Annotated in this window: 28 protein-coding genes and 1 pseudogene; 11 read left to right on the top strand and 18 right to left on the bottom strand. The window is 67.9% G+C overall.

The window, feature by feature from the left end:
• The 8 genes and pseudogenes from ACQKDV_RS08845 to ACQKDV_RS08810 form a co-directional block, all read right to left on the bottom strand.
• Nucleotides 1-190, bottom strand: a pseudogene (locus ACQKDV_RS08845) (catalase); the annotation flags it as partial.
• 292 nt (nt 191-482) lie between these two features.
• Nucleotides 483-1,850 carry a leucyl aminopeptidase family protein gene (locus tag ACQKDV_RS08840; RefSeq protein WP_427783387.1) on the bottom strand — a complete coding sequence of 456 codons (1,368 nt, stop codon included), beginning with the start codon at nt 1,848-1,850 and terminating at the stop codon, nt 483-485.
• A gap of 3 nt (nt 1,851-1,853) precedes the next feature.
• A complete protein-coding gene (locus ACQKDV_RS08835) occupies nt 1,854-2,576 on the bottom strand; it encodes an HAD family hydrolase (RefSeq protein WP_427783386.1) in 723 nt (240 codons plus the stop codon).
• A gap of 31 nt (nt 2,577-2,607) precedes the next feature.
• The gene (locus ACQKDV_RS08830) at nt 2,608-3,714 is read right to left on the bottom strand and encodes an AI-2E family transporter (RefSeq protein ID WP_427783385.1); all 1,107 of its coding nucleotides are present in this window, start codon (nt 3,712-3,714) and stop codon (nt 2,608-2,610) included.
• A 67-nt stretch (nt 3,715-3,781) separates the two neighbouring features.
• Nucleotides 3,782-4,228 carry a protein sip-5 gene (locus tag ACQKDV_RS08825; RefSeq protein ID WP_427783384.1) on the bottom strand — a complete coding sequence of 149 codons (447 nt, stop codon included), beginning with the start codon at nt 4,226-4,228 and terminating at the stop codon, nt 3,782-3,784.
• Complete coding sequence (locus tag ACQKDV_RS08820; RefSeq protein WP_116863188.1) at nt 4,225-4,695, bottom strand: phage holin family protein; 471 nt, start codon at nt 4,693-4,695, stop codon at nt 4,225-4,227. Before ACQKDV_RS08820 ends, ACQKDV_RS08825 begins: the two co-directional genes overlap by 4 nt.
• Before the next feature lie 8 nt (nt 4,696-4,703).
• Nucleotides 4,704-5,066, bottom strand: coding sequence for a hypothetical protein (locus ACQKDV_RS08815; protein ID WP_108763771.1), 363 nt, complete (start codon nt 5,064-5,066; stop codon nt 4,704-4,706).
• Between the two features lie 100 nt (nt 5,067-5,166).
• Complete coding sequence (locus ACQKDV_RS08810) at nt 5,167-6,600, bottom strand: Do family serine endopeptidase (RefSeq protein ID WP_427783383.1); 1,434 nt, start codon at nt 6,598-6,600, stop codon at nt 5,167-5,169.
• Nucleotides 6,601-7,047: 447 nt separating this feature from the next.
• Between ACQKDV_RS08810 and ACQKDV_RS08805 the strand changes: the two genes are divergently transcribed.
• A complete protein-coding gene (locus ACQKDV_RS08805) occupies nt 7,048-7,923 on the top strand; it encodes a histone (protein ID WP_427783382.1) in 876 nt (291 codons plus the stop codon).
• A 105-nt stretch (nt 7,924-8,028) separates the two neighbouring features.
• Nucleotides 8,029-8,718, top strand: coding sequence for a hypothetical protein (locus ACQKDV_RS08800; protein ID WP_427783381.1), 690 nt, complete (start codon nt 8,029-8,031; stop codon nt 8,716-8,718).
• 28 nt (nt 8,719-8,746) lie between these two features.
• On the opposite strand, the gene ACQKDV_RS08795 is transcribed toward ACQKDV_RS08800, so the two are convergent.
• The gene (locus ACQKDV_RS08795; protein WP_427783380.1) at nt 8,747-9,106 is read right to left on the bottom strand and encodes a DUF1428 domain-containing protein; all 360 of its coding nucleotides are present in this window, start codon (nt 9,104-9,106) and stop codon (nt 8,747-8,749) included.
• Between the two features lie 286 nt (nt 9,107-9,392).
• Here ACQKDV_RS08795 and ACQKDV_RS08790 point away from each other — a divergent pair, with 286 nt between their 5' ends.
• Together ACQKDV_RS08790 and ACQKDV_RS08785 are read left to right on the top strand one after the other, a co-directional pair.
• Nucleotides 9,393-9,965, top strand: coding sequence for an Ax21 family protein (locus ACQKDV_RS08790; protein WP_427783379.1), 573 nt, complete (start codon nt 9,393-9,395; stop codon nt 9,963-9,965).
• A gap of 187 nt (nt 9,966-10,152) precedes the next feature.
• The gene (locus tag ACQKDV_RS08785; RefSeq protein ID WP_427783378.1) at nt 10,153-10,830 is read left to right on the top strand and encodes a response regulator; all 678 of its coding nucleotides are present in this window, start codon (nt 10,153-10,155) and stop codon (nt 10,828-10,830) included.
• An 8-nt stretch (nt 10,831-10,838) separates the two neighbouring features.
• Here ACQKDV_RS08785 and ACQKDV_RS08780 read toward each other — a convergent pair whose 3' ends face one another.
• Complete coding sequence (locus tag ACQKDV_RS08780; protein WP_427783377.1) at nt 10,839-11,255, bottom strand: DUF6165 family protein; 417 nt, start codon at nt 11,253-11,255, stop codon at nt 10,839-10,841.
• Nucleotides 11,256-11,397: 142 nt separating this feature from the next.
• Between ACQKDV_RS08780 and ACQKDV_RS08775 the strand changes: the two genes are divergently transcribed.
• Nucleotides 11,398-12,090 carry a TorF family putative porin gene (locus ACQKDV_RS08775; RefSeq protein ID WP_427783376.1) on the top strand — a complete coding sequence of 231 codons (693 nt, stop codon included), beginning with the start codon at nt 11,398-11,400 and terminating at the stop codon, nt 12,088-12,090.
• Here the strand turns inward: ACQKDV_RS08775 and ACQKDV_RS08770 are convergent.
• Nucleotides 12,087-13,292, bottom strand: coding sequence for an MFS transporter (locus ACQKDV_RS08770; protein WP_427783375.1), 1,206 nt, complete (start codon nt 13,290-13,292; stop codon nt 12,087-12,089). The genes ACQKDV_RS08775 and ACQKDV_RS08770 overlap by 4 nt on opposite strands.
• Nucleotides 13,293-13,378: 86 nt before the next feature.
• Between ACQKDV_RS08770 and ACQKDV_RS08765 the strand changes: the two genes are divergently transcribed.
• Nucleotides 13,379-14,266, top strand: coding sequence for a LysR family transcriptional regulator (locus ACQKDV_RS08765; RefSeq protein WP_427783374.1), 888 nt, complete (start codon nt 13,379-13,381; stop codon nt 14,264-14,266).
• Here the strand turns inward: ACQKDV_RS08765 and ACQKDV_RS08760 are convergent.
• Nucleotides 14,235-14,702 carry a DUF1456 family protein gene (locus ACQKDV_RS08760; protein WP_427783373.1) on the bottom strand — a complete coding sequence of 156 codons (468 nt, stop codon included), beginning with the start codon at nt 14,700-14,702 and terminating at the stop codon, nt 14,235-14,237. The genes ACQKDV_RS08765 and ACQKDV_RS08760 overlap by 32 nt on opposite strands.
• Before the next feature lie 84 nt (nt 14,703-14,786).
• Between ACQKDV_RS08760 and ACQKDV_RS08755 the strand changes: the two genes are divergently transcribed.
• Together ACQKDV_RS08755 and ACQKDV_RS08750 are read left to right on the top strand one after the other, a co-directional pair.
• The gene (locus ACQKDV_RS08755) at nt 14,787-15,290 is read left to right on the top strand and encodes a hypothetical protein (protein WP_427783372.1); all 504 of its coding nucleotides are present in this window, start codon (nt 14,787-14,789) and stop codon (nt 15,288-15,290) included.
• A gap of 147 nt (nt 15,291-15,437) precedes the next feature.
• On the top strand, nt 15,438-16,190 hold the full coding sequence (locus ACQKDV_RS08750) for an SDR family NAD(P)-dependent oxidoreductase (RefSeq protein ID WP_427783371.1): 753 nt from the start codon (nt 15,438-15,440) through the stop codon (nt 16,188-16,190).
• Between the two features lie 135 nt (nt 16,191-16,325).
• On the opposite strand, the gene ACQKDV_RS08745 is transcribed toward ACQKDV_RS08750, so the two are convergent.
• The 4 genes from ACQKDV_RS08745 to ACQKDV_RS08730 all read right to left on the bottom strand — a co-directional run bounded on the left by ACQKDV_RS08745 (nt 16,326) and on the right by ACQKDV_RS08730 (nt 20,459).
• Complete coding sequence (locus ACQKDV_RS08745; protein ID WP_427783370.1) at nt 16,326-17,219, bottom strand: SPOR domain-containing protein; 894 nt, start codon at nt 17,217-17,219, stop codon at nt 16,326-16,328.
• 21 nt (nt 17,220-17,240) lie between these two features.
• A complete protein-coding gene (gene argS, locus ACQKDV_RS08740) occupies nt 17,241-18,929 on the bottom strand; it encodes an arginine--tRNA ligase (protein WP_427783369.1) in 1,689 nt (562 codons plus the stop codon).
• Between the two features lie 128 nt (nt 18,930-19,057).
• The gene (gene radC, locus ACQKDV_RS08735; RefSeq protein WP_427783368.1) at nt 19,058-19,762 is read right to left on the bottom strand and encodes a RadC family protein; all 705 of its coding nucleotides are present in this window, start codon (nt 19,760-19,762) and stop codon (nt 19,058-19,060) included.
• A gap of 70 nt (nt 19,763-19,832) precedes the next feature.
• A complete protein-coding gene (locus ACQKDV_RS08730; RefSeq protein ID WP_427783367.1) occupies nt 19,833-20,459 on the bottom strand; it encodes a response regulator in 627 nt (208 codons plus the stop codon).
• A gap of 228 nt (nt 20,460-20,687) precedes the next feature.
• Here ACQKDV_RS08730 and coaBC point away from each other — a divergent pair, with 228 nt between their 5' ends.
• The 3 genes from coaBC to ACQKDV_RS08715 are packed head-to-tail and all read left to right on the top strand — an operon-like array spanning nt 20,688 to nt 24,805.
• Entirely contained in the window at nt 20,688-21,956 is a 1,269-nt protein-coding gene (coaBC, locus tag ACQKDV_RS08725; RefSeq protein ID WP_427783366.1) for a bifunctional phosphopantothenoylcysteine decarboxylase/phosphopantothenate--cysteine ligase CoaBC, read from the top strand.
• Nucleotides 21,953-22,441: a dUTP diphosphatase gene (gene dut, locus ACQKDV_RS08720; RefSeq protein WP_427783365.1), complete on the top strand. Its 489-nt coding sequence runs from the start codon at nt 21,953-21,955 to the stop codon at nt 22,439-22,441. The genes coaBC and dut overlap by 4 nt, the downstream gene beginning before the upstream one ends.
• 12 nt (nt 22,442-22,453) lie before the next feature.
• A complete protein-coding gene (locus tag ACQKDV_RS08715; protein ID WP_427783364.1) occupies nt 22,454-24,805 on the top strand; it encodes a phosphomannomutase/phosphoglucomutase in 2,352 nt (783 codons plus the stop codon).
• A 127-nt stretch (nt 24,806-24,932) separates the two neighbouring features.
• On the opposite strand, the gene ACQKDV_RS08710 is transcribed toward ACQKDV_RS08715, so the two are convergent.
• Nucleotides 24,933-25,637, bottom strand: a complete 705-nt coding sequence (locus ACQKDV_RS08710) for a response regulator transcription factor (RefSeq protein WP_427783388.1) — start codon at nt 25,635-25,637, stop codon at nt 24,933-24,935.
• The coding region (locus ACQKDV_RS08705; protein ID WP_427783363.1) for a sensor histidine kinase at nt 25,627-26,498 on the bottom strand (872 nt) is incomplete at its 5' end. The genes ACQKDV_RS08710 and ACQKDV_RS08705, both read right to left, overlap by 11 nt.

The raw sequence follows: 26,498 nt of genomic DNA, 5'->3' as shown, positions 1-26,498 counted from the left end.
GACCGGTGGCTTCGATGGTGTCGGTGAAGCGCTGCGCGGTGAGGCGGTTGCCGATCCAGCCGGCCAGCCAGGCGAAGGCCAGTGCGATGCCACCCAGGATGAGTGCGATCAGGGCGATCCAGGGCAGCGGGGAGTGCCTGCGCGGTGTGCCTGGCGTCTGCCCGGCGCGGGTGTAGCGGAAGAGCGACATGGTCGGGTTCCTGCCTTCACGGATCGTGTGGGTGGTCGACCCACACATCCTCGCAGAACCCGGCCGGGGCCGAAATTCAATTTTTCGTCAGATTTACCAGCACGCCGGTAGCACCGGGCGGGGAACGTCGGCGGGAGACGTCGACGGGTAGAGTCGACCGTTGGTCGACTACCGCGCGCAGCGCGGGATTTTCCACGGCCAATTGAAGAGCAGTCGACTGACAGTCGACTCTACCGTGGTGCACGCTACCGCCCCAGCGGCCAGGCCGCTGGGGCAGGAGCGCATCGGGGGCTCAGCCGTACCGCGCCTTCAGCATCGCCCAGGCCGAACGCAGGGCCAGGGCCTCGCCACCGGCCGGGCGGCCCGGGCGTTCACCGTCGTTCCAGGCGTATACGTCCAGGTGTGCCCAGCGCTGGCCGTTCTCCAGGAAACGTTCCAGGTACAGCGCGGCGGTGACCGAGCCGGCCATGCGCGAGCCTGCGTTGGCCAGGTCGGCCACACCGCTGTTCAGGTAACGCAGGTACGGGCGCCACAACGGCATGCGCCACACCGGGTCGCGGGTCTCATCGCCAGCCTGCAGCCATTGCTGGGCCAGCGTATCGTCGTTGCTGAACAGCGCCGGCAGGTCAGGGCCGAGGGCGATGCGCGCGGCACCGGTGAGGGTGGCGAAGTCCAGCACCAGGTCCGGCTTCTGCTCGCCGGCAAAGGTGAGCGCATCGCACAGGATCACCCGGCCTTCGGCGTCGGTGTTGTCGATCTCGATGCTCAGGCCCTTGCGCGTGGCGATGATCTCGCCCGGGCGGAAGGCATCGGGGCCGATCGCATTTTCCACTGCCGGAATCAGCAGGGTCAGGCGCACCGGCAGCTGCTGGGCCATCACCAGCCCGGCCAGCGCCAGCGCGTGGGCGGCACCGCCCATGTCCTTCTTCATGTTGCGCATGCCGTCGGCCGGCTTGATGTCCAGGCCACCGGTGTCGAAGCACACGCCCTTGCCGACCAGTGCCAGCGCCGGGTCGCTTTCCTTGCCCCAGCGCAGCACGATCAGGCGCGGCGCACGGTGCGAGGCACGACCCACCGCATGGATGGCCGGGAAGTTCTGCTTCAGCAGTTCGTCGCCGGTGATCGCTTCGATCTGTGCGCCATGGGCGTCGGCCAACGCTCGCGCGGCGTCTTCCAGCTGCTGCGGGCCCATGTCCTCGGTCGGGGTGTTGACCCAGTCGCGCACGCGCAGGCTGGCGGCGATCAGGTCGGCCACTTCCGCGCTGGGGCTGGCCAGCAGCTGCGCCGGCGCACGGTTGCGCTTGCGGTAGCGGTCAAAGCGGTAGCTGCCCAGGCCCCAGCCCAGCTGCAGCAGTGCCTGTTTGGCGGCCGGCAGTTCGGTGGCCAGCTGCCACACACTGCCTTCGGGCAGGGCGTGCGGGGCATGCGCATAGGCGTAGGCATCGGCGCGGTCGCCCACGCCCATCACGGCACCGGCCAGGCCGTTCTCGCCCGGCAGCAGGGCCACGCTGTGGCCGGCGGCGGTGAAGCCCTGCGCGTCCAGCCACGCCTGCTGGGCGGCCGGCTGCGCGGCCTTCCAGCTGGCGTACTGGTCGCGGTCCAGCACGTGCAGCGGCAGTGCGGTGGTGGCCGTGGCGGTGAAGCCGGTGATCTCGCTCATGCGTCAGTTGCTCCGGTGTTCGTCGGCGGCATCGAGGTTGGCATCCAACCAGTCGGCCAGGCCGGTAAGGGTGTCGAACTGCAGGTCCGGCTGCAGCTGCGGATGGGTCCAGGTGGCAGCGTCGCGGTTGATCCAGCACCCGCGCAGGCCAGCGCTGATCGCCCCGGCCACGTCCATCTCGATATGGTCGCCCACATGGAGCACCTGCGCCGGGGCCACGCCCAGGCGTTCGCAGGCGGCGTGGAAGATGCTCGCTTCGGGCTTGGCTGCGCCGTGTTCGCGTGCGCCCAGCTGGAAGGCGAAATGATGCGACAGGCCGATCCGTTCCAGGTCGGCGTTGCCATTGCTCAGTGCGGCCACCGGCACCCGTGCGGCGATGCGTGCCAGTGCATCGAGGGCATCGGGATAGCACTCCACCTGGTTGCGCGCGGTATAGAACACTTCATAGGCCGGCTCCAGCAGGTCCAGGCTGGCGCCGCTGTTCTGCAGCGCCTCCTGGATCGTCAGCCGGCGCAGCGCGCTCAGGTCGAAGTGCAGGTGCGGATTGTCGCGGAAGGAGCGCTCGCGCAGTTCACGCATCGCTGCCACCGGGTACAGGGCGGCGGTGGCGGGGCTGTGTTCGCACATCCATTCGTACAGGACCACATCGATGCGGGCGCCGATCGGGGCGAACGGCCACAGCGTGTCGTCGAGGTCGAGGGTAATGGCTTGGACAGGAAAGTTCACACCGCCATTCTACGCCTGCCCGCCAAGGCTTTCATTCCAGCAGCCGTGCCCAGCCCTGCATGCCTTCCAGGCGCGCCAGCACCAGCTTGATGCAGACCAGCAGCGGTACCGACAGCAGCAGCCCGACCATGCCCCAGGCCCAGCCGAACACCATCAGGGCCAGGATCAGCACAAGCGGCGACAGCTTCATCTGCCGGCCGAGCACGATGGGGGTCACCAGCTGCCCTTCCAGAGTGTGCAGGCCCAGGTAGGCGGCGGCCGGCAGCAGCGCCTGCAGCGGATCGCGGAACTCGACAAAGCCCATCAGCAGCATCATCGCCACGCCGATCAGCGGGCCCACGTACGGCGCGAAGTTCAGCAGGGCGGCCACCGTGCCCCACAGCAGCGCCTCCTGCAGGCCGATCCCCAGCAGCATCAGCACGCCGGCAAACACCAGGCCGACCAGCGTGTTGATGACGCTGATGGTAAGCACGTAGCGGGAAACCTCGCGTTCGATCGAACGCAGGATGTCGGTAGTGAAGCGTTGCTGCTGGCGGTTGGGGAACAGGGCGATGGCCGCCCGCTGCAGGCTCTCGCCATAGATCATGAAGAACAGGGTGAGCAGCACCACCGCCAGCACCGAAGCGGCCAGCTTGGGGGCCCGGGTCAGCATGCGGTAGGGGTCGTCCAGCTGGGTGCGGATGACCTGGATCTTGCGGTTGCTTTCACCACCGGCCACGCGGGCGAAGTTCTCTGCGGCCAGGTTGGCCTGCTGCACCGGCTTGGTCAGGTCCTGCACCTGGCGGGCGACCTTGCGCAGCTGCTGCGGCGCCTCCTGGGCCCAGTCCATTGCCGGTCCGATCAGCTGCACGCCCAACGAAGTGGTCACCCCCAGGCCGGCGCCGAGGATCAGCAGCGCACCGACCGCGCGAGGGATCCACATCCGGCGCAGGAAGCGCAGGATCGGATTGCCGACCAGAGCAAAAAACATCGCCAGCAGCACCGGCAGGATGATGTCCTGCGCCGCCCACAGGGTGAAGGCCACGGCCAGCGTGGCCAGCACCACCAGCGACATCGGTCCGCGCGGGCGCGATGGCGGCGGCAGGGGTACGTGGTCATCCCGCTCGGGGGCCGCAGGGTTCAGCAGGGACTCGCTCATCGACGCACCGACCGGGAAGGGAAGCCCATTATCCGCCCGCCGCGATCAACGCGGCGGGTGCAGGGAGTCAACGTTCGGAGACGTCGGTGGCCGCTTCGGCCGGCTGCGGTTCGCGCAGCTCCGGTTCCGGCGTGGCAGGCGCGCGTGGTGCGGGCTGGGTCTGCGCCTGCGGTGCCATCTGCTCGGCCGCTTCATCGGCCTGGTCCGCCGCCTCATCGGCCGTATCGGCCGCATGCGCAGCCATCGCCGCAGCGAAGGCCGCCTGGCCACTGGCGAACAGGTTGGAGACCGAACCAATCATCTGCAGCCAGCGGGCACCGTTGACCTTGCCGGGTACTTCCAGCTTGCCGGCGATGAAGCCACCGGCCAGGCCCACCGTGATGATGCGCAGTGGTGACCAGCCCTGGCGCCACACCTGGCTGAGCACGGTCCAGTTGTCCCCGGTTTCGGCCATGCGCACGGCCATCACCTGTTCGCAGCGCTTCACCCGCCGCTGCAGTGCGCCGAATTTCATGGCTTGCCCTCCGGGATCTGCACATCGGCGTCCGGATCATCCTCGCTGGGCTCATCAAACAGGCCCAACTTCGACAACTGGCGCCGGGTGGCATGCATGCCGGTGTGGTGGAAGAAATAGGACACGCGCCAGATTGCGTAGCCGGTCACCGCCAGGCTCAGCAGCGAGGTGATCAGCAGGGCCTGCAGCCAGCTCAGGCCCCAGCTCTGCAGCAGGGCGATGAGGGTGGCGGCCATCAGCAGCCAGGCCGAGGCCCCGAAGACGATGCCCACCCCGGCCCAAGCCAGGGCACGGCCGAATGCGCTGCGGGCCAAGGCAAAGTCGGCCGAAGCCAACCGCCGCAGCGAGCGCAGCGAGTGCTTGGCCGAGTCGGCCGCAGCCTTGCCGGCCGCGCCGACCTGGCGGATGCTCTCGTCCAGCGGCGGGGTTGCCGCCGGATCGGGGGCTTGCGTGGTCTCTTCGCTCACGCCGCAGCTTACTTGTCGCTGCTGCTGGCCAGCTTGGCGATCAGCCAGCCGGCGGCAAAGGCTACGCCGAACGACGCCAGCGGACGCTCACGGATCAGCTCGGCGGCGCTGTCGACCAGATCCTTGCCCTTGTCCATCAGGGCATCCACCTGCTCCTTGGCAGCGGCGCCGCCGAACTCGGCAGCGGCCAGGCCGGACAGCGCGCTGTCGGACAGCTCGGCCTTGACGTTGGCCTTGCCGATGCGCAGTTCATCCCCGGCGGCGCCGGTTGCACCCTTGATCGCACCGCCGGCAGCGCTGGCGGCCTGCTTCAGGTGGGAACCAGCTTCACCCAGGTGTTCCTTCAGGTTTTCGGTATTGGTGGGGCTCATCGAATCACTCCTGTTGCGATGGGGGACGAACGAAGGGTTCGGCCGATGGGACGTACAGCAATAGCATCGGCCGGGTATAGGGGGTGTTACGGCAGGGCGATCAGCGCATCACCAGCTGGCCCTGCTGCTGGCCATTGTTGCGCAGGATGCGCAGTACCAGGGTGGCGGGGCGTTGCTGGAAGTTGGCGCGCCAGCTGGCCAGGTCGGCAAATTCGCCTACTGTGGCCTCGGCGATGATGTCGCCCTGCTGCAGGCCGTTGCTGGCGGCGCGGCTGCCACGCGTGACCTCGCTCACCAGTACGCCGCCCACGCCGGACTGGCGCAGCGACTCGGGCAGGTCGGTGAAGGTGGCACCGGTCAGGCGCGGGTCCAGGCTCTCGCCGGTGACGGCACGTGCCTGTTCCTTCAGCGTGGCCTTGACCTGCAGTGGCTTGCCGTCGCGGCGTACCTCCAGGTTCAGCACGCTGCCCACCGCAGCCAGCCCTTCCACGTTGTGCAGCGCCTCGGCGCTGTCCACGCGCTGGTTGTTGGCCGAGACCACCACATCGCCCGGCTTCAGCCCGGCTGCCGCAGCGGCCGAACCGGCCAGCACGCGGGTGATCAGTGCGCCACGGGTTTCGCCCAGGCCCAGGCCCTGGGCGATCTGCGCGCTCAGGTTCTGGCTTTCCACGCCCAGCGTGCCGCGCACCACCACACCGTGCTTGACCAGCTGGTCGACCACGCTGCGTGCCAGGTTGGAAGGAATGGCCAGGCCCAGGCCGATGTTGCCGGCCATGCTGCCCTGCGGATTGAAGCTGGCCGTGTTGATGCCGACCAGCTGGCCCTGCAGGTCGACCAGCGCGCCACCGGAGTTGCCAGGGTTGATCGACGCATCGGTCTGGATGAAGTTCTGGTATCCCAATCCACGGATGCCGCTGCGGCCCACCGCCGAGACGATGCCCGAGGTGACCGTCTGGCTGAAACCGAACGGATTGCCGATGGCCACCACGAAGTCGCCCACGCGCAATTGATCGCTGTTGCCGAGCTTGATGTCGGTCAGGTTCTGCGCCGGGATACGGATCAGCGCGATGTCGGTGTCGCGGTCCGAACCGAGGAACTCGGCCTTGACCGTTCGTCCGTCGGCCAATGTCACCTGCACGTCATCGGCGTTGTCGATGACGTGGTGGTTGGTCAGCACCAGGCCCTCCTTGGCGTCGATGATCACGCCCGAGCCCAGCGATTCGTTGATGCGTTCCTGCGGGATGTCCGGGAACAGGCGGCGGAAGAACGGGTCGTTGAAGAAGGGGTTGCGCACGCGCACCACCTGCTTGGTGTTGACGCTGACCACCGCCGGCATGGCTTTTTCCAGCATGGGCGCCAGTGACGGCACCTGCTGCCCGGCCACGGCGGCCGGCAGTGCCGCCATGGTCGGTACCACGGCCGGCAGCGGTGCGGCATCGGCACGGTTGTCCAGGTGGGCATTGATGCCGGTGGCAACGAAGCCGCCAAATGCTGCGGCGATTGCGAGCGTGAGCAGGGTGGGAAGCGGTCGCATGGGAGTCGGTTCGCTGGCGGTGGAGTGGGGACGTAGGCCTATACGGTAGAACAAGCTGAATGAGTGTGTCGCCACCCGGATAAATGGCCCATGAAAAATGACTGCCGCCCGATGCGCGTGGCGACCCCGCCGGCATGCGGCCAGTGCCGGCCGTTGCATGCCGACACCTGCGCAGTTCGGCGCATCCTGGCGTTGCGATGACGCCGGCCGCACACCTTGTCGCCCTGCCATGGGGATCGGCCTGCACGGCAGTGGCGAACACGCGACCATCATCGCGCAGCACTTAAATAAAGGGGTTTTATGAATGCAGCCAGGTTTGCTGCGGAGTGCTGCCTACACCAGGACCGTCGCATCAGATGCGATTGGATATGTGCGCCCCGTTCCACGATGGACAATGTCGGTATAGCATCGCCCCGTTTTGACAATCCAGGCCCCCAGGAGGGCAACATGAGCAACGGTAATGGTGTGTCGGTCGTGACCGACGCTGTCGAGAACGTTAAAGAAACCGCCGCCAACGTTGGCGAGACCATCGCCCACGCCGCCGAAGACGCCGTGAAGTCGGTCAAGAAGACCGTCAAGCGCGCCACCAAGGCTGCCGGTACCCGCGTTGCCAAGGCCAACAAGGCCGTGGCCAAGGTCGAGAAGACCGTTGCCAAGAAGGCCGAGAAGGCTGCCAAGTCGGTCGGCAAGACGGTTGCCAAGGCCAAGCAGAAGCTGGAAGCCGCCAAGAAGAACGCCAAGGCCGAAGCCGCTGCCCTGAAGAAGGAAGTGGCCAAGAAGAAGGCTGCTGCCGGCAAGGCTGTGACCAAGAAGGCCGCTGCGGCCAAGAAGACCACCAAGGCTGCCGGCAAGAAGGTCGCTACCGTGAAGAAGGCCGCCACCAAGAAGGCTGCCGTCGCCAAGAAGACCGTTGCCAAGAAGACCGCGGCCGCCAAGAAGGTGGTCGGCAAGAAGGTCGCCACCGCCAGGAAGGCTGTTGCCAAGAAGACCGTTGCTGCCAAGAAGGTCGCCGGCAAGAAGGCCGTGGCTGCGAAGAAGGTTGTCGGCAGGAAGGTTGCCGCCACCAGGAAGGTCGCCACCAGGAAGACCGCCGCTGCCAAGAAGGTCGTCGGCAAGAAGGTTGCAGCCACCAAGAAGGTTGCAACCAAGAAGACCGCTGCTGCCAGGAAGGTTGTCGGCAAGAAGGTCGCCGCCACCCGCAAGACCGTGGGCAAGAAGGCTGCACCGCTGAAGAAGGTTGCCGCCAAGAAGGCCCCGGCCAGGAAGGCCGCTGCCAAGAAGGCGCCGGCCAAGGCCGTGCGCAAGGTCGCCAAGCGCAAGTAATCGCGCGGCGACAGAAGGCCCTTCCGCCTCGGGCGGGAGGGCCTTTCGCATTTCAGGGGCAGGCATTGCGGCAAGATGCAGGTTCTTCCCGCCGGAGCGCCTGGCATGCGCGGTATCGATTTCAGTTCCTGGCAGGGCGTGCTGTCCACCCTGGCCGGCCTGGTCCTCATCACCCTGCTGGGCGTGGGCATCCGCCTGCTGGTGATGCAGACCCTGCAGCAGCGCCGCGAGCGCGAGAACCGGCAGATCAACGAACGCCTGCGCACGCTGATGGCGGCCTACAAGACCCTGGGAGGTTCGTTCACCGGCGAGCTGGGCGTGGACCCCACCCATCGCCGCGAACTGCGCCAGCGCGAAGCGGCTGAAGGCATTACCGAGCTGGGTTCGGATCGCGCCCGGCGCATCCGCGATGCGGTTGAAGCCGCGCTGTCGGATATCCTGCTGCTGGGCACCGACGAGCAGGTGCGGCTGGCGGCGCGCGCAGCCGACGAGCTGGCACACGGGCGGCCCGTGCATACCCATGAACTGGTAGTGTCGTTGCGTGATTTCGTGCGCGAAGCGCTCGACCTGGCACCGATTCCCGCCGGGCTGCACATTCCCGCACAGGGGCCGACCCGTCCCGGTGGCAGCGGCGGTGGCGCCGGCAAGGGCCGCAGCGACGGCGATGCCAAGGGCAGCCGCGGTGGTGGCGGTGGCGGCGGAATGGGGGGCGGCATGGGCGGCATGGGCCTCGGTGCCGGCGCCGCACTGGGCGCCGGCCATGCTGCTGCAAGTGATGATGCGGATGCGCGCTGAGCGCGCGCCTGGCCCCGGCCTGCGCTGATCAGGCCGTCAGTTCGTAGATCGGCACGAAACCACCGTAGATCATCCGCGCGCCGTCGAACGGCATCGGATTCTTCGCTGGATCGAATCGTGGGTCTTCCATCATTTTCTTCATGCCTGCATCGCGGGTGGCCTTGTCCGGCCACTCGATCCAGGAGAACACCACCGTTTCCTCCGGCGTGGCTTTCACCGCGCCGAAGAAGTCGGTGGTCTTGCCGTGCGGCACGTCATCGCCCCAGCACTCGACCACGCGCAGCGCGCCGAACTCGATGAAACCGGGATTACCCGCGCGTGCGTGGGCGAGAAACTTCTCCTTGTTGGCGGTGGGTACCGCCAGGACGAAACCATCGATGTAACTCATTGCCTGCCTCCGGTTGGACCGTGCCGCATGCACGGCCTTCAATGGACCGACGAACCGGCGTGGGGGAAATCGACACCGGTGCTGCAACCACATCGCACTCACGGCAGATCTGCGTTCGCGCAGCGCGCGTGTATGCCTGAGAGTGCCTGAATCAAGCCAGAAAATTCAGCAGTACGAAGATCGCTGTTTTCAGGGAGCGTTGTGGCGGATAACGCAGAATTTACATTCCCGATGCGATGGCGCCCTGGCGCTGCTGCACAACATAAGAAAGCAAAGGTGTACCCCCATGAAGAATTCGCTGATTGCCCTGGCGCTGGCCGCTGCCCTGCCGTTCACTGCCTCGGCCGCCGAGAACCTGTCCTACAACTATGCTGAAGCCGATTACGCCAAGACCGACGTTGATGGCGTCAAGGCCGACGGTTGGGGCGTCAAGGGTTCCTACGGCTTCCTGCCGAATTTCCACGCGTTCGGTGAGTACAGCCGCCAGGAGATCGACAACACCAACCTGAAGGTTGACCAGTGGAAGGTCGGTGCCGGCTACAACGTTGAAATCGCACCGTCGAGCGACTTCGTTGCCCGCGTCGCCTACCAGAAGTTCGACCCGAAGCACGGCCTGGATTTCAACGGCTACAGCGCTGAAGCCGGTATCCGCACCGCTTTCGGCCCGCACGCTGAAGTCTACGGCCTGGTGGGTTACGAAGATTATTCGAAGAAGCACGGCGTCAACCCGGAAGGCCAGTGGTACGGCCGCCTGGGTGGCCAGGTCAAGCTGAACCAGAACTGGGGCCTGAACGGGGAGTTGAAGATGAACCGCCACGGCGACAAGGAATACACCGTCGGCCCGCGTTTCAGCTGGTAATCGCAACGCAGCGCGTCCGCGCGCTGAACGTGCATCGACAGGCCCGGCATTGCCGGGCCTGTCGCGTTCTGACAAACCGGAACGGAAGGTGACCGCAGGCGGTGTCGCTTGCTGCATTGCAATAAATTGGATTCCGCTGCTGGCGGGCCAGTCCCAGGATGAGGGCCTGTCCTACAGGACCTTTCCGTTGCCGCCTGCGCTTCCTCCCCTGCTTCCCGATCGGCCGCGCCGGCTGGCGTTGCTGGATCCGCATCCGGTGCTGCGGCTGGGTGTGGAAGTGCTGTTGAGGCAGCACGGCGGCGTGCAGGTCTGCGCCAGCTATGCCGACGAGGCCCAGCTGATGGCGCTGCTGCAGCGGGATCCACAGGCGGTGGACCTGCTGGTGGTCGATGCCCTGCCACTGGGTGACCTCGGCGATGGCCTGGCCCTGTTGCGCGAACTGACGCGGCGCTGGCCGCGCCTGCCGGTGCTGGTACTGTCCGCCCATTGCAATGCCAGCACGGTGGCCACGGCCATGGACGCCGGTGCACGCGGGTTCCTGTCCAAGGCCACATCGCCGGAGATGCTGCTGCGCGCGCTGGAGACGGTGTCCCGTGGCGGCAGGTTCGTGCCACCGGAGCTGCGCACCCAGCTCAACCGCTCGCGCACGCGGCGCGCGCCGGGCCTGACCCTCACCCCGCTCAGCCGTCGCGAACGCGAAGTACTGCGGATGGTGCTGCAGGGCTGCAGCACCGGCGAGGTGGCGCGGCACTTCCAGCGCTCGGCCAGCACCATCAGCACGCAGAAGAAAGCCGCCTACCAGAAGCTGGGCATCCACAGCGATGGCGAGCTGTTCCGCATCCGCCACCTGCTCGAATGCGGGTAACGCGGGGCTTACTCGCCCTGGTACTGCTTTTCTTCCACAAGCGCCGAGCCGGCCACGCGGTTGATCTCGTTCTTCACCACGATGCGCTCGCCATTGGTACCGTACACGCCGCGCGCCAGCTGGATGAACGCATCGTCGAACACCTGCGCCGCTTCCTTGTCACGCAGCTGGTCCTGGATGTCCCACATGCGTTCGTTGATCGCCTTGAGCTGGGTGCGCAGCGCGCCCAGCGCCGGCTGCGCCTGCAACTGCTGCTGCAGCAACGGCAGCAGGCCGTCCAGTTCGGTGCGTACGTTGGCCAGCTTGGCGGCATCGTCGATGCGCTCGGCCTTGATCTCGAGAATGGTGATCTTGTCGATCAGCTCGCCGATCGATACCGGGGTCAGGATGGCGTCCACGCAGGGCTCCTTTTGGCAGGGCGCCATGATACCCCGGCAACCGTCGAGGCCTGAGCGCTTTACGTTGAATTTGCGCCAGGCCTGCCGCTGCGCCATCGATCCGTTACGGGCACGCCGCCGACACTGCCGTCCCGGCGGCGCGACCGCCTTCCATGAGGAACACCACGCAGTGGACAGCAAGGGGATGAGCACGGCGGTGGCCGCGCTGGTGGCCGGCCTGCTCGCAGCCGGCAGCGCGCAGGCGCAGGCCAGCGGCAGCGTGGCCGTGACCAGCGATTACCTATGGCGCGGCAGTTCGCAGACCGCAGGCGACCCGGCAGTGCAGGCCGGCGCGAAGCTGGCACTGCCATCGGGCCTGTATGCCAGCGTGTGGGGATCGAACGTGTCGTTCACCCCGGACATCGGTGCAAGCCGGGAATTCGATCTGGTGGCCGGCTGGTCCGGTGCCGTGGCGCAGGATTGGAGCCTGGATGCCAACCTCACCCGCTATCTGTACCCGGGCACCGGCCGTGCGCTGGACTGGACCGAACTGGGCGCAACGCTCAGCTGGAAGCAGTGGGCCTGGCTGCAGCTGGCCCATTCCAGCGATGCGCTGGCCGGTGGCCACCGCGGCACCTATGCACAGCTGGGCGGCCGCCTGCCGTTGAATGCACGCTTCCGCCTGGAAGCGGCGGCCGGCCGCTATTGGCTGGCCGACGCACAGGGGCCGGACTACCTGCATGGCCAGCTCAGCGCCATCGCCACCCTGGCCCCGGCCTGGGAACTGCGCGCCACCGTGCATGACACCGACAACGCCGCCCGCCGGCTGTTCCCGGGCAACGCCGGTGGCCGCTGGGAGCTGGCGCTTCAGGGCAGTTTCTAGTGGGCCGCGGTTGCCTGGCGCGCACGCCACGCGCCGGGCAGCCACAGCAGCAGGGCCAGTACGGCCACCACCGCACCGGCCACGCACACGCCGGTCCAGCCAAAGTGCTGGTACACCTGCGCCGACAGCAGTGACCCCAGCGAACCACCGATGAAATAGCCGGTCATGTAGCCGGCGTTGAGGCGGTTGCGTGCCTCCGGCTGCAGCGCGTAGATCAGGTTCTGGTTGCTGACGTGCAGCAGCTGCGCGGCCAGGTCCAGCACCACCACGCCCACCAGCAATGCCAGCAGCGAATGCGCCGACAGGCCAAGCGGCAGCCACGACAGCAGCAGCATCACCAGTGCGATGGCGGTGGCGCGACCGGCCTGCCCGCGGTCGGACATGCGCCCGGCCAGCCCCGCTGCCAGCGTGCCGGCGGCACCGACCAGGCCGAACAGGCCGATGGTGGCGTCGCTGTATTCGTACGGCGGCTGTGCCAGCAGGAACGCCAGGGGCGTCCAGAAGATGGCGAACATGGCGAAGCTGCAGGCGCCCAGCAGGGTGCGCTGGCGCAGCACCGGTTCCTGCACGAACAAGGTGCCGATCGAGCGCAGCAGGGCGAAATAGCCCAGGCCGGCAGTGTGATGGAAGCGCGGCAGCCCGCGCTGCAGGGCCAGCGCGGTCAGCACCAGCACAGCGGCGGCGATGGCATAGACCAGGCGCCAGTCGCCCAGGCTGGACAGCAGGCCGGCCACGGTACGCGCCAGCAGAATGCCCAGCAGCAGGCCGCTCATCAGCGTGCCAACCACGCGGCCCCGGTGTTCCGGGGCGGCCAGGGTGGCGGCAAACGGCACCAGCACCTGCGCCACCACCGAGAACAGGCCGGTAATGGCCGTGCCCACCAGCAGCCAGGTCAGCGAAGGCGCGCAGGCGCTGATGACCAGGCCGCTGGCCGAAAGCAGGCTCATCACCACGATCAGGCGGCGGCGCTCGAACAGGTCACCCAGGGGCACCAGCAGGATCAGTCCGGCGGCGTAACTGAGCTGGGCGGCGGTGACCACCATGCCGACCTGGCCGAACGGTACGCCGAAGGCATCGGCGATGGTGTGCAGCAACGGTTGCGCGTAGTAGTTGCTGGCCACCGCCACGCCGGTGGCGACCGACATCAGCAGAACCTGCCAGCGGTGCAGGGCGGGAAGGGAAGGGCTCACAGGGCATTCCATAACGTGGGGCGCACAGTGTCCTCCCGATGCAGCGATGATGGAAATGAATCATCATCATCCCTGGCATCTGGAAAATAGATGATCGAGTGAACCTCAAGCAGCTGGAATTCGCCGTGGCCCTCGCCGAGGAGGGCAACTTCACCCGGGCCGCTGCGCGCTGCCATGTGGTGCAGTCGGCGCTGAGCCACCAGATCGCGCATCTGGAAGAAGAACTGGGTACGTCGCTGTTCGAGCGTCTACCCCGCCAGGTGCGCATCACGCCGGCCGGCGAGGCGCTGCTGGTGCATGCGCGACAGGTGCTGGCCAGCCTGCGCCACCTGCGTGCGGATGTGGCGGCCGTTACCGGCCAGGTGCGTGGCACGCTCGCGATCGGGCAGATCTCCTCGCTCACCGACATCGACACCGTGGCGATCCTCGCCACCTTCCGCCAGACCTACCCGCAGGTGGAGTTCCAGCTGCGCGTGGACAAGAGCGAAACGCTCATCGCCCAGGTGCAGGCGCGGGAGCTGGATGTCGCGCTGGTCGGACTGGCGCCCTCGGCCAGCCTGGATGGGGTGTGCCAGCAGATGCTGCAGGAAGAGGAACTGGTGGCGGTGCTGGCCCCCACCCATCGATTGGCCGCACAGGCACGGCTGCCGCTGGCCGCACTGCGCGACGAGGCGCTGGTGGATTTCCCGCGCGGTACCGGCGCGCGCCGGCAGACCGACGATGCGTTCGCGGCCGCTGGGCTGCCACACCCGGTGCGTTTCGAGGTCAACCAGATGGAACTGGTCGAGCGTTTCGTCCGCCATGGGCTGGCGGTGGGCATCGTGCCGGAGCGGGTCGCCCAAGGCTTCGTGGGGGCGGTGCAGATTCCGTTGCAGCCGACCCCGACCCGGCGCGTCCATCTGGCCTGGCAACGCCTGCCCACGCCTGCGGCGCGCGCCTTCGTCGATGCCGTGCTCAGCCGCGCACGCGCAGGCTCAGGCCCTTGAGGAAATTGCGCAGCATCTGGTCCAGGCAGCGCCGGTAGTTGGCGTGGCCGGGCTGGCGGAACAGTGCGCCGACCTCGGACTTGGACACCTTGAAGCCGACGCTGGCGAAGATGTCCATCAGATCCACGTCGCGCAGCTGGAAGGCCACGCGCAGCTTCTTCAGTACGAGGTTGTTGTCGATGCGGGTTTCCACCGCACGCTGCGGCTGGCTGTCGTCGCGACCGCGCAGGTGAACGATCAGGCCATCCAGGAAGTGCGCCAGCGCGGTGTCGCTCATCGCCTCGAAGCCGGGTTCCTCATCGCGCCGCAGCCAGGCCTTCACCTGGTCAGTATCGACGGCGAACGCCGGGTCGGCCATCTGGCACAGGGTCACCACGTGGTGGTCGCCCAGGTCCAGGCAATAGCGCACGCTGCGCAGGACATCGTTGTTGATCATGGCCCATTGTACCGGCCCTGCGGCTGTCACCGGACTGTCATCGGGCTGCAGCATCGTGTGCGTACTTCCGCTGGATGTCTGCCGATGCGCCGGTTTCTCCTGTCCACCCTGCTGGTCGCCAGCAGCCTGCCCGCCCTTGCCCAGGACCGCTTCGTACCGGTCGAACAGCGCCTCAACGCGGCCCAGCTCGCCGAAGTGGGGCTGAGCCCGGCACAGCTGCAGGCACTGAACCGGGTACTGCGCGAGGCGGAAAGCGCAGCGCCGGCGGCGGGGGCCCTGGCAGCCCAGCCGCCGGCATCCTTGCCCGCAGCACCCTTGCCAGCAGATGTGCCGGCCCCGGCCGCCATGCACCTGGGCCTGGAGGAAGGCCCGGTTACGGCACGGGTGGTGGGCGATGTCGCCGGCTGGGAGCCGGGCACCGTTTTCACCCTCGACAATGGCCAGCAGTGGCAGGTGATGAAAGGCCAGATGAAACTGCGCCGGACCCTGCAGGCGCCGCAGATCGAGGTGATTCCGGGCATCGCCGGGCGCTGGTTCCTGCAGGTGGACGAAGACCTGCCCAAGGCGCGGGTGTTCCGCCTGCGCTGAACCCTGCCGGGGTCGGATATCTTTGCCACGGCAAAGGGCTCTGACCCCAGCAAGGCGCCCAGCCTGGCCATCGCGCACTGATCGGGCAACGCAGGCACCGGCCGACGGTGCCAGAATGGGGGTCTGGTTTCCCACGGAGTTGTCTGCATGACCCGCACCGTCCTGATTACCGGCGCCACCTCCGGCTTCGGCGCCGCCGCCGTCCATCGCTTCGCCCAGGCCGGGTGGAAAGTGATCGCCACCGGCCGCCGTAGCGAACGCCTGCAGCCGCTGGTCGACCGCTATGGCAAGGACGTAGTGCACGCCGCGGTGTTCGACGTGCGCGACCCGGTGGCGATGGAAGCGGCGCTGCTGGGCCTGCCGCCGGCCTTCGGTGGCATCGACCTGCTGGTCAACAACGCCGGCCTGGCCCAGGGCACCGCGCCGGCGCAGAGCGCCAAGCTGTCGGACTGGACCACCATGATCGACACCAACATCACCGCCCTGGTGACCCTGACCCATCGCCTGCTGCCGCTGCTGGTCGAGCGCAAGGGTGCGATCATCAACATCTCCTCGGTGGCTGGCGTGTACCCGTACCCGGGCGGTAACGCCTATGGCGGCACCAAGGCCTTCGTCAGCCAGTTCTCGCTGGGCCTGCGCTCTGACCTGCACGGCACCGGCGTACGCGTGACCACGATCGAACCGGGCATGGCCGAAACCGAATTCACCGTGGTCCGCACCCATGGCGACCAGGCCGCCTCGGACAAGCTCTACACGGGCGCCAACCCGATGACCGCCGAAGACATCGCCGAGCAGATTTTCTGGGTGGCCACGCTGCCGCCCCACCTGAACATCAATCGCCTCGAACTGATGCCGGTGAGCCAGTCGTTCGCTGGTTTCCAGGTCGCCCGCGAAGGCTGACCGGGGCGCTTCGCTTTCTGTAGAGCCGAGCCCATGCTCGGCTCCTTTCAACGGCAGCCGAGCATGGGCTCGGCTCTACAAAAGCACAAAAAAGCCGGGCAATGCCCGGCTTTTTTCATTCACATCCGCAACGGCTTACTGCGCCTTGATCGCCATGGCCTGCAGCCCAGTGCCATCCAGCTTCTGCTTGGCTTCTGACAGCTCGCCGGCACTGCCATATGGCCCCATGCGCACGCGATACACGGTCTTGCCGTTGATCTGCGCCGATTCCACCCGTGCGGCCAGGCCCATCATCGCCAGCTTGGCCTTGGTCGCTTCGGCATCGCCGGACGCACCGAAGGCACCGGCCTGCAGGATGTAGCGGGTGTTGTCGGGCGCTGCGGCCGGTGCGGCGGCAGCCGCCTGCGCAGCCTCCGCACGCGCGGGCGGCGTGGTCGCCGCCGTGCTGGTGGGCGCCGGTGCTGCCGTCGAAGCCGACGGCGTGGCTGCCGCCGGGCGTTCGCTCAGTGGTGCCGGCAGCGGGCGTGCCGTGCTGGTGGCCGGGGTGGTGCTGGCCACGCTGGTGGTCGCCGCCGGTGCCGCAGCCGCAGCCGCCGGAACCGGCTTGCCTTCCAGGGCAGCCTGCGCACGCTGCGCCTCGGCCTTGGCCCGGCGCAGTTCCTCGGCGCGCGTGCTGGCGGCCAGTTCAGCGTCGGACATCTCCACTTCCTTGCCCGGCAGCAGGGTATAGAAGTCGTACTGGGTAGCCGCCGGCTTGGCCGGTTCTGCCGGTTTCGGCGTGGCCGCCGGCGCTTCTGCCGGTTGGCTGCCGACATCGCTGTCGGCATCGGCAACCGGGGCCGGCTGTGCGTTCGGGTTCGGCTGCGGGCCCGCACGCAGGAAACCATCGCCTTCGCCCTTGAACAGGTTCGGCGCCGCCAGGAACACCACGGCAGCAATGGCCACACCGGCGACCAGCCATACCCATCCGGGTGTGCCCTGGCTGCTGCCGTTGCGTCGTGCCTGGCTTTTGCCGCGTCGTGCTGCCATGTGTACTGCGTCTCCTGAGACTTACATTTTTTCCGGGGCGCTGACGCCCAGGAGGTCGAGACCATTGGCCAGCACCTGGCGCGCGGCGCAGGCCAGGGTCAGCTTGGCGTTGCGGTCGGTGGCGTCGTCCACCAGCACCGGTGTCCCGTGATACCACGTGTGGAAGGCATGCGCCAATTCACGCAGGTACTGCGCCACCAGGTGCGGTTCCAGAGCCACGCCCGCCGCTTCCACCACTTCCGGGTACCGCGAGATTTCATTCATCAACTGCAGCGAGGCATCGTCGGCCAGGCGGCCAAGGTTGCCCAGGCCATTGCTCTGGTCATACACCAGCCCCTTCTCCTGCGCCTGGCGCAGCAGGCTGCAGACGCGGGCGTGCGCATACTGCACGTAGAACACCGGGTTGTCGTTGCTCTGCTGGCGGGCCAGGTCGATATCGAACGTCAGCTGCGAATCGGGCTTGCGTGCGATCAGGAACCAGCGGGTGGCATCGCGGCCGGCTTCTTCGATCAGGTCGCGCAGGGTGAAGTAGCTGCCGGCACGCTTGGACAGCTTCACTTCCTCACCACCGCGCATGACGGTGACCATCTGGTGCAGCACGTATTCCGGCCAGCCCTGCGGAATGCCCACTTCCAGGGCCTGCAGGCCGGCGCGCACGCGGGCCAGCGAACCGTGGTGGTCGGCGCCCAGCTCGGTGATCGCGCGCTCGTAGCCACGCTGCCACTTGGACAGGTGGTAGGCCACGTCCGGCACGAAGTAGGTGAAGGTGCCGTCGGACTTGCGCATCACGCGGTCCTTGTCGTCACCGAAGTCGGTGCTGCGCAGCCACAGCGCGCCGCCTTCCTCGTAGGTGTGGCCCGAGGCCTGCAGTTTGGACACGGCCTCGGCGACCTTGCCGTCGGCGTACAGCGAACTTTCCAGGAAATAGATGTCGAAGTCGACGCCGAACGCGGCCAGGTCCAGGTTCTGCTCGTTGCGCAGGTAAGCCACGGCGAAGCGGCGGATCGCCGCCATGTCGTCCGGATCCTTGGCGCCGACCACCATGGTGCCTTCCAGGTCGACACTGGCGCCGGCCAGATAGGCGCGGGCGACGTCGGCAATGTACTCACCGCGGTAGCCGCCTTCCGGCCAGCCATCCTGGTCCGGGGCGATGCCCTTGATGCGTGCCTGCACCGACAGCGCCAGGTTTTCGATCTGCACGCCGGCATCGTTGTAGTAGAACTCGCGCTTGGCGTTCCAGCCGTTGGCATCGAGCACGCGTGCCACGCAGTCACCGATCGCCGCAGCGCGGCCGTGGCCGACGTGCAGCGGACCGGTCGGGTTGGCCGACACATACTCAACGCCCACCGTGCGGCCATTGCCGGACAGGTTGCGGCCGTAGTCGTGGGCTTCCTTGATGACCGAGGCGGCTTCGCGCTGGTATGCGGCCGGGGCCAGGTGGAAGTTGATGAAGCCGGGCCCGGCGATCTCGACCTTGCTGACGTCCTCGCTGCGCGGCAGCGCGTCCACCAGCGCCTGGGCCAGTGCCCGCGGGTTGCTGCGCGCGGCCTTGGCCAGCAGCATGGCGGCATTGGTGGCGAAGTCGCCGTGGTCGCGGGTCTTCGGGCGCTCGACCACGAAGTCCGGCGGCAGGGAGTCGGCGGGCAGGGTGCCATTGGCGCGCAAGGCTTCGATGCCTTGGCCGATCAGGGCGCGGAGGAGATTTTTCACGAGGCCTGCTGTGAGAATGAGCGGCGGAATCGCCCATTTTAGCGCAGATGCCGGCGTGTACGCTGACCGTGGCCTGCCCGCAGGGGCGCCCGCAGCGCCGGACGGTCGGGCACGCCGGGCCAGCAGCCTCAACCGAACAGGCGTGGCTGCACCTGCGGCAGCAGGCCGCGTTCAGCAAATGAAACGGGCCGCCCCTCGCCGATCACGAAGTGGTCCAGCAGGCGGATGTCGACCAGGGCCAGGGCCTGCTGCAGTTCCTCGGTGATGCGTGCATCGGCGCCAGAGGGCTCAGGGTCGCCGGAGGGGTGGTTATGGCTGAGGATCACCGCCGCCGCGTTGTGCAGCAAGGCCCGTCGCACCACTTCGCGGGGGTAGACCGGGGCGGCATTGATGGTGCCGGCGAACAGTTCTTCGCAGGCGATCAGCCGGTGCCGGTTGTCCAGGAACAGCACCAGGAACAGTTCCCGGGCCTGCCCTCGCAGCCGGTGTTGCAGGTAGCGGCCGACCGCCAGCGGGTTGTCGCCCACGCTCTCGCCGTGGGCCAGTTCGGCAGCCAGGTAGCGGTGCGCAAGCTCAAGGCCCGCCGCCAGCGTGCAGCTGCGCGCCGGCCCCAGACCGGGCAGGCGGGCCAGCTCGGTGGCGGGGCGGTCCAGCAGCACGCGCAGCGGGCCGTGGCTGGTGAGCAGATCGCGCGCGGTCTGCACCGCATCGCGACCACCGAAGCCGGAACCCAGGAACAGGGCCAGCAGCTCGGCATCGGACAGGGCAGCGGGGCCGCGCGCCAGCAGTTTCTCGCGCGGTCGTTCCTCGGGGGGCCAGTCGTGAATGGGCATGGCTGCATGGTGGTTGCCCGCGCGCGCGGCCACCATCGGCATTTGCCGCCGCAGGGCGTCGGTCAACGCCTCACACGCGCTGGAGCTGCAGGTAGTCGTACAGCTCCTGGTTCCTGTCCAGGCCCAGCTTGCGCATCGCCTCGGCCTTCTGGCGGCTGATGGTCTTGGCGCTGCGCCCGCAATGCTCGGCAATGGCATTCACGCTCAGGCCATTTCCCAGCAGCTGCACCACCTCCTGTTCACGTGCCGACAGCGGCGCCTGTGACCGCGACAGCAACAGATCGCGGGATTGCAGCAGGTGGCGCAGTTGCTGGGACACGAATACCTTGCCGGCCATGGCCGCGCGCAGGGCCTGCGGCAGCTCACCGAAATCGGCACTCTTGTCCACCAGCCCGTGCAGGCCTTCGCGCAGCAGGCCGTCCAGCAGTCCCGGGTGGCGCGCGCCGGTCAGTACCACCACCGGCAGCGCAGGGTGCCGCCGTCGCAGCGTATCCAGCAGGTCGGCGCCATCGGGCCCGGTGCCGGGCATGGACAGGTCGGTCAGCACCGCGTGGCAGGGCTGCCGGGCAACCAGATCCAGCAGCCCGGCGCCATCGGCGGCGGCGCCGGCCACCGACATGTGGTGGCGCTCGAGGACGATGCGGATGCCGTGCAGTACGACCGGATGGTCGTCGGCGATGATGATGCGCGGATGCACGGCGTACTCCCAGGAAAACCAGACGGCACTCCCGAGGGGGCCTGCGATGATTCTGCTCAAGCGGCGGCAGGCAGAGGTATAGGAAAGTTCCGAATCCGAAGGAGGGCAACCCGGAAAACGTTGTAGCCGGAGTTCCATCTGCTGATAGCTGCGCGCTATGTGCGCTGTGTACCGGGACGTTGCCGGCCATCGGGTAAGCTAGCGCCCTCGTTTGCACAGGATTTCCCGGTGGCTGATTCTCCCAACGCCCTCCCCGCGTCGGCCCGCGCGCTGGAAGGCCAGAAACTGCTGTTGTGCGTCGGCGGCGGAATCGCGGCCTACAAGGCGCTGGAACTGGTACGCCGCCTGCGGGATGCCGGGGCCCTGGTCCAGGTGGCGATGACCGCCGGTGCCCAGCAGTTCGTCACCCCCCTCAGCTTCCAGGCACTGTCTGGCCAGCCCACGCGCACCACCCTGTGGGACAGCGCCGCCGAACAGGCCATGGGCCACATCGAACTGGCGCGTTGGGCCGACCGCATCGTGGTCGCGCCGGGCACGGCGGATCTGCTGGCACGGTTGGCCCAGGGCCATGCCGATGACCTGGTCAGTACCTTGTGCCTGGCCAGCACCGCGCCGCTCACCGTATGCCCGGCGATGAACCATCGCATGTGGCTGCACCCGGCCACCCAGGCCAATATCGCCCTGCTGCGCCAACGTGGCGCCCAGGTCATCGGCCCGGTCGATGGGCCACTGGCCGAAGGCGAGTCGGGCCCCGGTCGGCTGGCCGAGCCGGACGATATCGTTGCCGCGCTGGCCAGCGTGGGCGGCCCGGTTGCTGCGGCAGCGGCCACCGCACCGGAGACCCGGGCGCTGCAGGGCCTGCGCCTGCTCATCAGCGCCGGCCCGACCTATGAAGACATCGACCCGGTGCGCTACGTTGGCAACCGCAGCAGCGGCAAGATGGGCTTTGCGCTCGCCGGTGCCGCCGCGGCCCTGGGCGCGCAGGTCGTGCTGGTCAGTGGCCCGGTACAGCTGGCGACGCCGCCGGGCGTGCAGCGGGTGGACGTGCGCTCGGCCGCGCAGATGCGCGATGCCGTACTGAAGGCGCTGCCGGCCGACATCTATATTGGTGCGGCCGCCGTCTCCGATTACACCCCGCGCCAGGTGGCCGCGCAGAAGCTGAAGAAGACCGCCGACAGCCAGTCGCTGGTGATCGAGCTGGTGCGCACCCCGGACATCCTCGCCGAAGTCGCCGCACAGACGCAGTCGCTGAAGCTGGTGGTCGGCTTTGCCGCCGAGACCCACGATGTGGAGAAATATGCACGCGGCAAGCTGGTCGACAAGCGCCTGGATCTGGTGATCGCCAACCAGGTGGGCATCAGCAGTGGTGGTTTTGAAAGTGACAACAACGCCGCCACGGCTTTCTGGCAGGACGGCGAACAGGTCTTCCCGGCCACCTCCAAGCGCGAGCTGGCCGAACAACTGCTGGCGCTGATCGCGCGGAGGCTTCACGCATGACCCAGGCACCTTCCACTTTGGTGGCCCCTTTGCAGCCCTTGCAGGTCAAGCTGCTTGACCCGCGCTTTGGTGACAGCTGGCCGCTGCCGGCCTACGCCACCGAAGCCAGTGCCGGCATGGACCTGCGCGCGGCGCTGGAAACCGCGCTGACCCTGCAGCCGGGGGATACCGCGCTGGTTCCCAGCGGCCTGGCCATCCATATCGCCGCCCCGAACCTGTGCGCGGTGATCCTGCCGCGCTCGGGCCTGGGCCATCGCCACGGCATCGTACTGGGCAACGGCACCGGCCTGATCGATGCCGATTACCAGGGGCCTCTGCTGATCAGCGTCTGGAACCGTGGCCGCGAAGCCTTCACCATCGAGCCGGGCGACCGTATTGCCCAGCTGGTTATCGTACCGATTGCCCGCGTCAGCCTGCAGGTGGTGGATACTTTCACCGACAGCGTGCGGGGAACGGGTGGATTCGGCCATACCGGAGTGCGTTGACGGGGGATACGGATGAGCGGCAGCGGGGAAGGACGGCAGAAGCAGTCTTTGGGGCGCAGCGCGCCATTGCTGGGCGTGGCGCTGTTGCTGCTGGCCGGGTGGTTTGGCTGGAGTGCGGTGGAGCAGTGGCGGCAGCAGGCCAGCGGAGATTCGCTGGCGCAGGCCCGCGACGAGGCCGTGCAGGGTGTGCAGAGGGCTGCATCCGGCCAGCTGCAGCAGCTGCAGCAGCACCTCAAGGGTGACCGCGTGCAGCAGGCGCTGCAGGCCGGCGATGCCGCCGCCGCCGCGCAGGCCCTGCGCGAAAGCTGGTCCGGCGTCGAGCAGGTGGATGTGCTGACTGCCGGACTGGCCGAGGCCTACGCCGATGCGGCCACCTTCGGTTATGCCCGCCTGGCGCTGCTGGAAACGGTGCTTACCCAGAACAAGCCGGGCTTGCGCGTGGTCCGCGATGGCGGTGGCAATCGCCTCGGCCTTGCCGCACCGGTGCAACTGGGCGCGCTGGGCCCGGCGGTCGTCTACGTGCGGCAGCCGCTGCTGCGTCTGACCGGTCCGCTGGACCAGGTGCGTGCGCCGTCCAGCGGCTTCCTGTCCCTGCGCCAGGGATCACATGACATCGTCGCCCAGGGGGACAGCAGCCTGGCCGACAGTGCCGAGGCGATGGCGCGTCCGGTGCAGGGCACCCCGCTGCGCCTGACCGCCAGTGCACCGAACATCGACCCCGGCCCGCTGGGGCTGAGCGCGCTGCCCAGTGCGATCGTGGCGTTGCTGCTGGCCTTCATCGCCGTGCTGCTGGTGGTCGGGCGCGAGCGCCTGCCGAAGTCGCTGCCGCTGCCGAGCCGCCGCGGTGCCGTCGCCGAGGCCGATCAAGGGCCCACGCTGCGTGAAAGCCTGCAGATGGCCGCGCCCGCGGCGCCTGTGGCCGATCCGGCCAACGCTGAAGCCGGCGCAGCACCGGCCGTGCCACCGCCGGTGGATGTGCCGGCCGGCATCTTCCGTGCCTATGACATCCGTGGTGTGGTGGGCACCGAATTGAACGCGCGCACTGCCGCGCTGATCGGCCAGGCCATCGGCACCGTCGCCCTCGAACAGGGCTTGCGCGAGGTGGTGATCGGACGCGATGGCCGCCTGTCCGGCCCGGAACTGTCGGCCAGCCTGGCCGAGGGCCTGCGTCGCGCCGGCTGTTCGGTCATCGACATCGGTCTGGCACCGACCCCGCTGGTATATTTCGCCGCCTTCCATCTGCGCACCGGCACCTGCGTGGCGGTGACCGGCAGTCACAATCCGCCGGAGTACAACGGCTTCAAGGTGGTCATCGGTGGTGAAACGCTGTCGGGCGATGCGATCACCGATCTCTACCAGCGCATCAGCGAAGGCCGCCTGACGCAGGCCGGCGAGCCGGGTGACTACCAGCAGCGCGAGGTTGCGGCCGACTACATCCGGCGCATTGCCGACGACGTGCAGCTGGACCGCCCGCTGAAAGTCGTGGCCGACGCCGGCAATGGCGTGGCTGGCGCGTTTGCGCCGCAGCTGCTGGAAGCCATCGGTGCCGAAGTCATTCCGCTGTACTGCGATGTCGACGGCACGTTCCCCAACCATCACCCCGACCCGAGCGAACCGACCAACCTCGAAGATCTGGTGCAGACGGTCAAGCGCTTCGGCGCCGACCTGGGCGTGGCCTTCGACGGCGATGGCGACCGCCTGGGCGTGGTCACCGGCGAGGGCAAGATCATCTATGCCGACCGCCTGCTGATGCTGTTTGCCGCCGACGTGCTGATGCGCAATCCCGGCGCGATGGTGATCTACGACGTGAAGTGCACCGGCAAGCTGTCCGACCACGTGCTGCGCAACGGCGGCAGCCCGCTGATGTGGAAGACCGGGCATTCGCTGATGAAGGCGAAGATGCGCGAGACCGATGCGGAACTGGCCGGCGAAATGAGCGGCCACTTCTTCTTCAAGGAGCGCTGGTTTGGTTTCGACGATGGCCTGTACGCCGCTGCGCGCCTGCTGGAAATCCTCGCCCAGCGCGAGGAAACCCCGCACGAGGTACTGGAGGAACTGCCGGACATGGTGTCCACGCCGGAACTGAAGGTGCCGGTGGCGGCAGGTACGCCGCACGCGCTGGTGGCGATGCTGGTGGCGGCGGCGCAGTCGCCGGACAACCCGTACGTGGGGGGGCGCCTGTCGACCATCGATGGCCTGCGCGTGGACTTCCCCGATGGCTGGGGCCTGGTGCGCGCCTCCAACACCACCCCGGTGCTGGTGCTGCGTTTCGAGGGCAATGACGAAGCCGCACTGGAACGTATCCAGGCGATCTTCCGCAGCCAGCTGCAGGGCGTGCTGGGCGGCACCGCGCTGGGCTTCTGATGAGGTGGTTGCCGGCCAGCGACCGGCGCTACCGGTGGGTGCCGACCGTTGGTCGGCACGGGGTCGGATTGAAGGCATCCACGCATGGCGTGGATCTACCCGGGTGTGGACCGGTGGTCGGCACGCCTCACCCCTTGAACCGCAATCCCACGCCCGGCTCGGTGAACAGGTAGCGCGAATCCAGCGCTGAATCGCCCAGCTTGTGCCGCAGCTTGCCGACCAGGATGCGCAGGTAGTGCGTGTCGTGCTGGTGCGTCGGCCCCCATATCTCCTGCAGGATCTGCGGCTGGGTCACCACCCGCCCGGCATTGCGCAGCAGCAGTGACAGCAGTGCGTATTCCTTGCGGGTCAGCGCCACCGGTTCACCATCGAGCGCCACTTCACGGCGCACCAGGTCCACGTGCAGGTGGCCGTCGTCGAACACCGGCGGGGTGCCATCGCTCGGCACGCTGCGCGTGCGCAGCAGCGCACGTACCCGCGCCATCAGTTCCTGGGTGCCGAACGGCTTGGTCACGTAGTCATTGGCGCCGGTATCCAGCGCCCGCACCTTCTCGGCCTCGCCGGCACGCACGGTCAGCATGATCACCGGCACCTGGCTCCACTGCCGCAGCTGCGCCAGCACCTCATGGCCCTCCATGTCCGGCAGGCCGATATCCAGGATCACCAGGTCCATGTCTTCGCTGGCCGCCATGTCCAGGCCTTCCTGGCCGGTGGCGGCCTGCCGCACCTGGTAACCCTGCGCGCGCAGGCTGATGTCCAGGAACCGGCGGATCTGGGTTTCATCGTCGATCACCAGCACGCGCGCGGCCGGCACGCTGGCATCACTCGGCATCGGGCTCATCGTGGTCGGCGGGTTCCAGCAGGGGCAGGGTGATGCGGATCAGGGTACCGCGACCGTCGCGTCCGGGCAGCGCCTGCACGCTGCCGCCGTGGGCGCCGATCATGCCCTGGCAGATGGTCAGGCCCAGGCCGGTGCCGTGGCGGCCGCGGTCTCCGCGCTCGACGCTGTAGAACATGTCGAAGATGTGCGCGCGCTCGTCATCCGGAATGCCGGGGCCGGCATCGATCACGTCGATGCGCAGCTGGCCGTCCAGCTCGCGTGCCTGCACCTGCACCGGCGCATCGGGCGGGGAGAACTTGGCCGCGTTCTCCATCACGTTGAATACCGCCTGCTCCACCAGCGCCGGGTGCACCCAGATCGGCGCCAGCGTCGCAGGGATATCCAGTTCCAGCGGCACCGTCGGCTGGTAGCGCTGCAGGCGGCGCGCGGCCGAACCGATCAGCTCGTCCACGCCGATCCAGTCGCGGTTGATGGTCAGCCCTTCGTGGCCCAGCCGGGTCATGTCCAGCAGGTTCTGGATGTAGCGGTCCAGCCGTTCGCCTTCCACCAGGATGGTATCCAGCAGGGCGCGCCGGTCGGTCACGTCCATCGCCTTGCCATAGCTGGCCAGACTGCCGGCCGACCCGATCATCGCCGCCAGCGGCGAGCGCAGGTCGTGCGACACCGAAGAGAGCAGCGCCGAGCGCAGGCGCTCGGTCTCGTTGCTGACATGCGCCTGCTCCAGTTCGGCCACCAACCGCGTGCGCAGCGCGGCCTGGGCGATGTCATCGACCATGGCCTCGGCCAGTTGCCTCTGCTCGGGCAGCAACCGTGCCTGTGCGCCCGGCAGGTACAGGCCGGCCACGCCCACGG

The sequence above is a fragment of the Stenotrophomonas sp. NPDC077659 genome (assembly GCF_050268705.1).
In the GTDB taxonomy this organism is placed as follows: Bacteria; Pseudomonadota; Gammaproteobacteria; order Xanthomonadales; family Xanthomonadaceae; genus Stenotrophomonas.
Note: the sequence above shows the minus strand (reverse complement) of the source record. Positions and strands in the feature narration are given on the sequence as shown.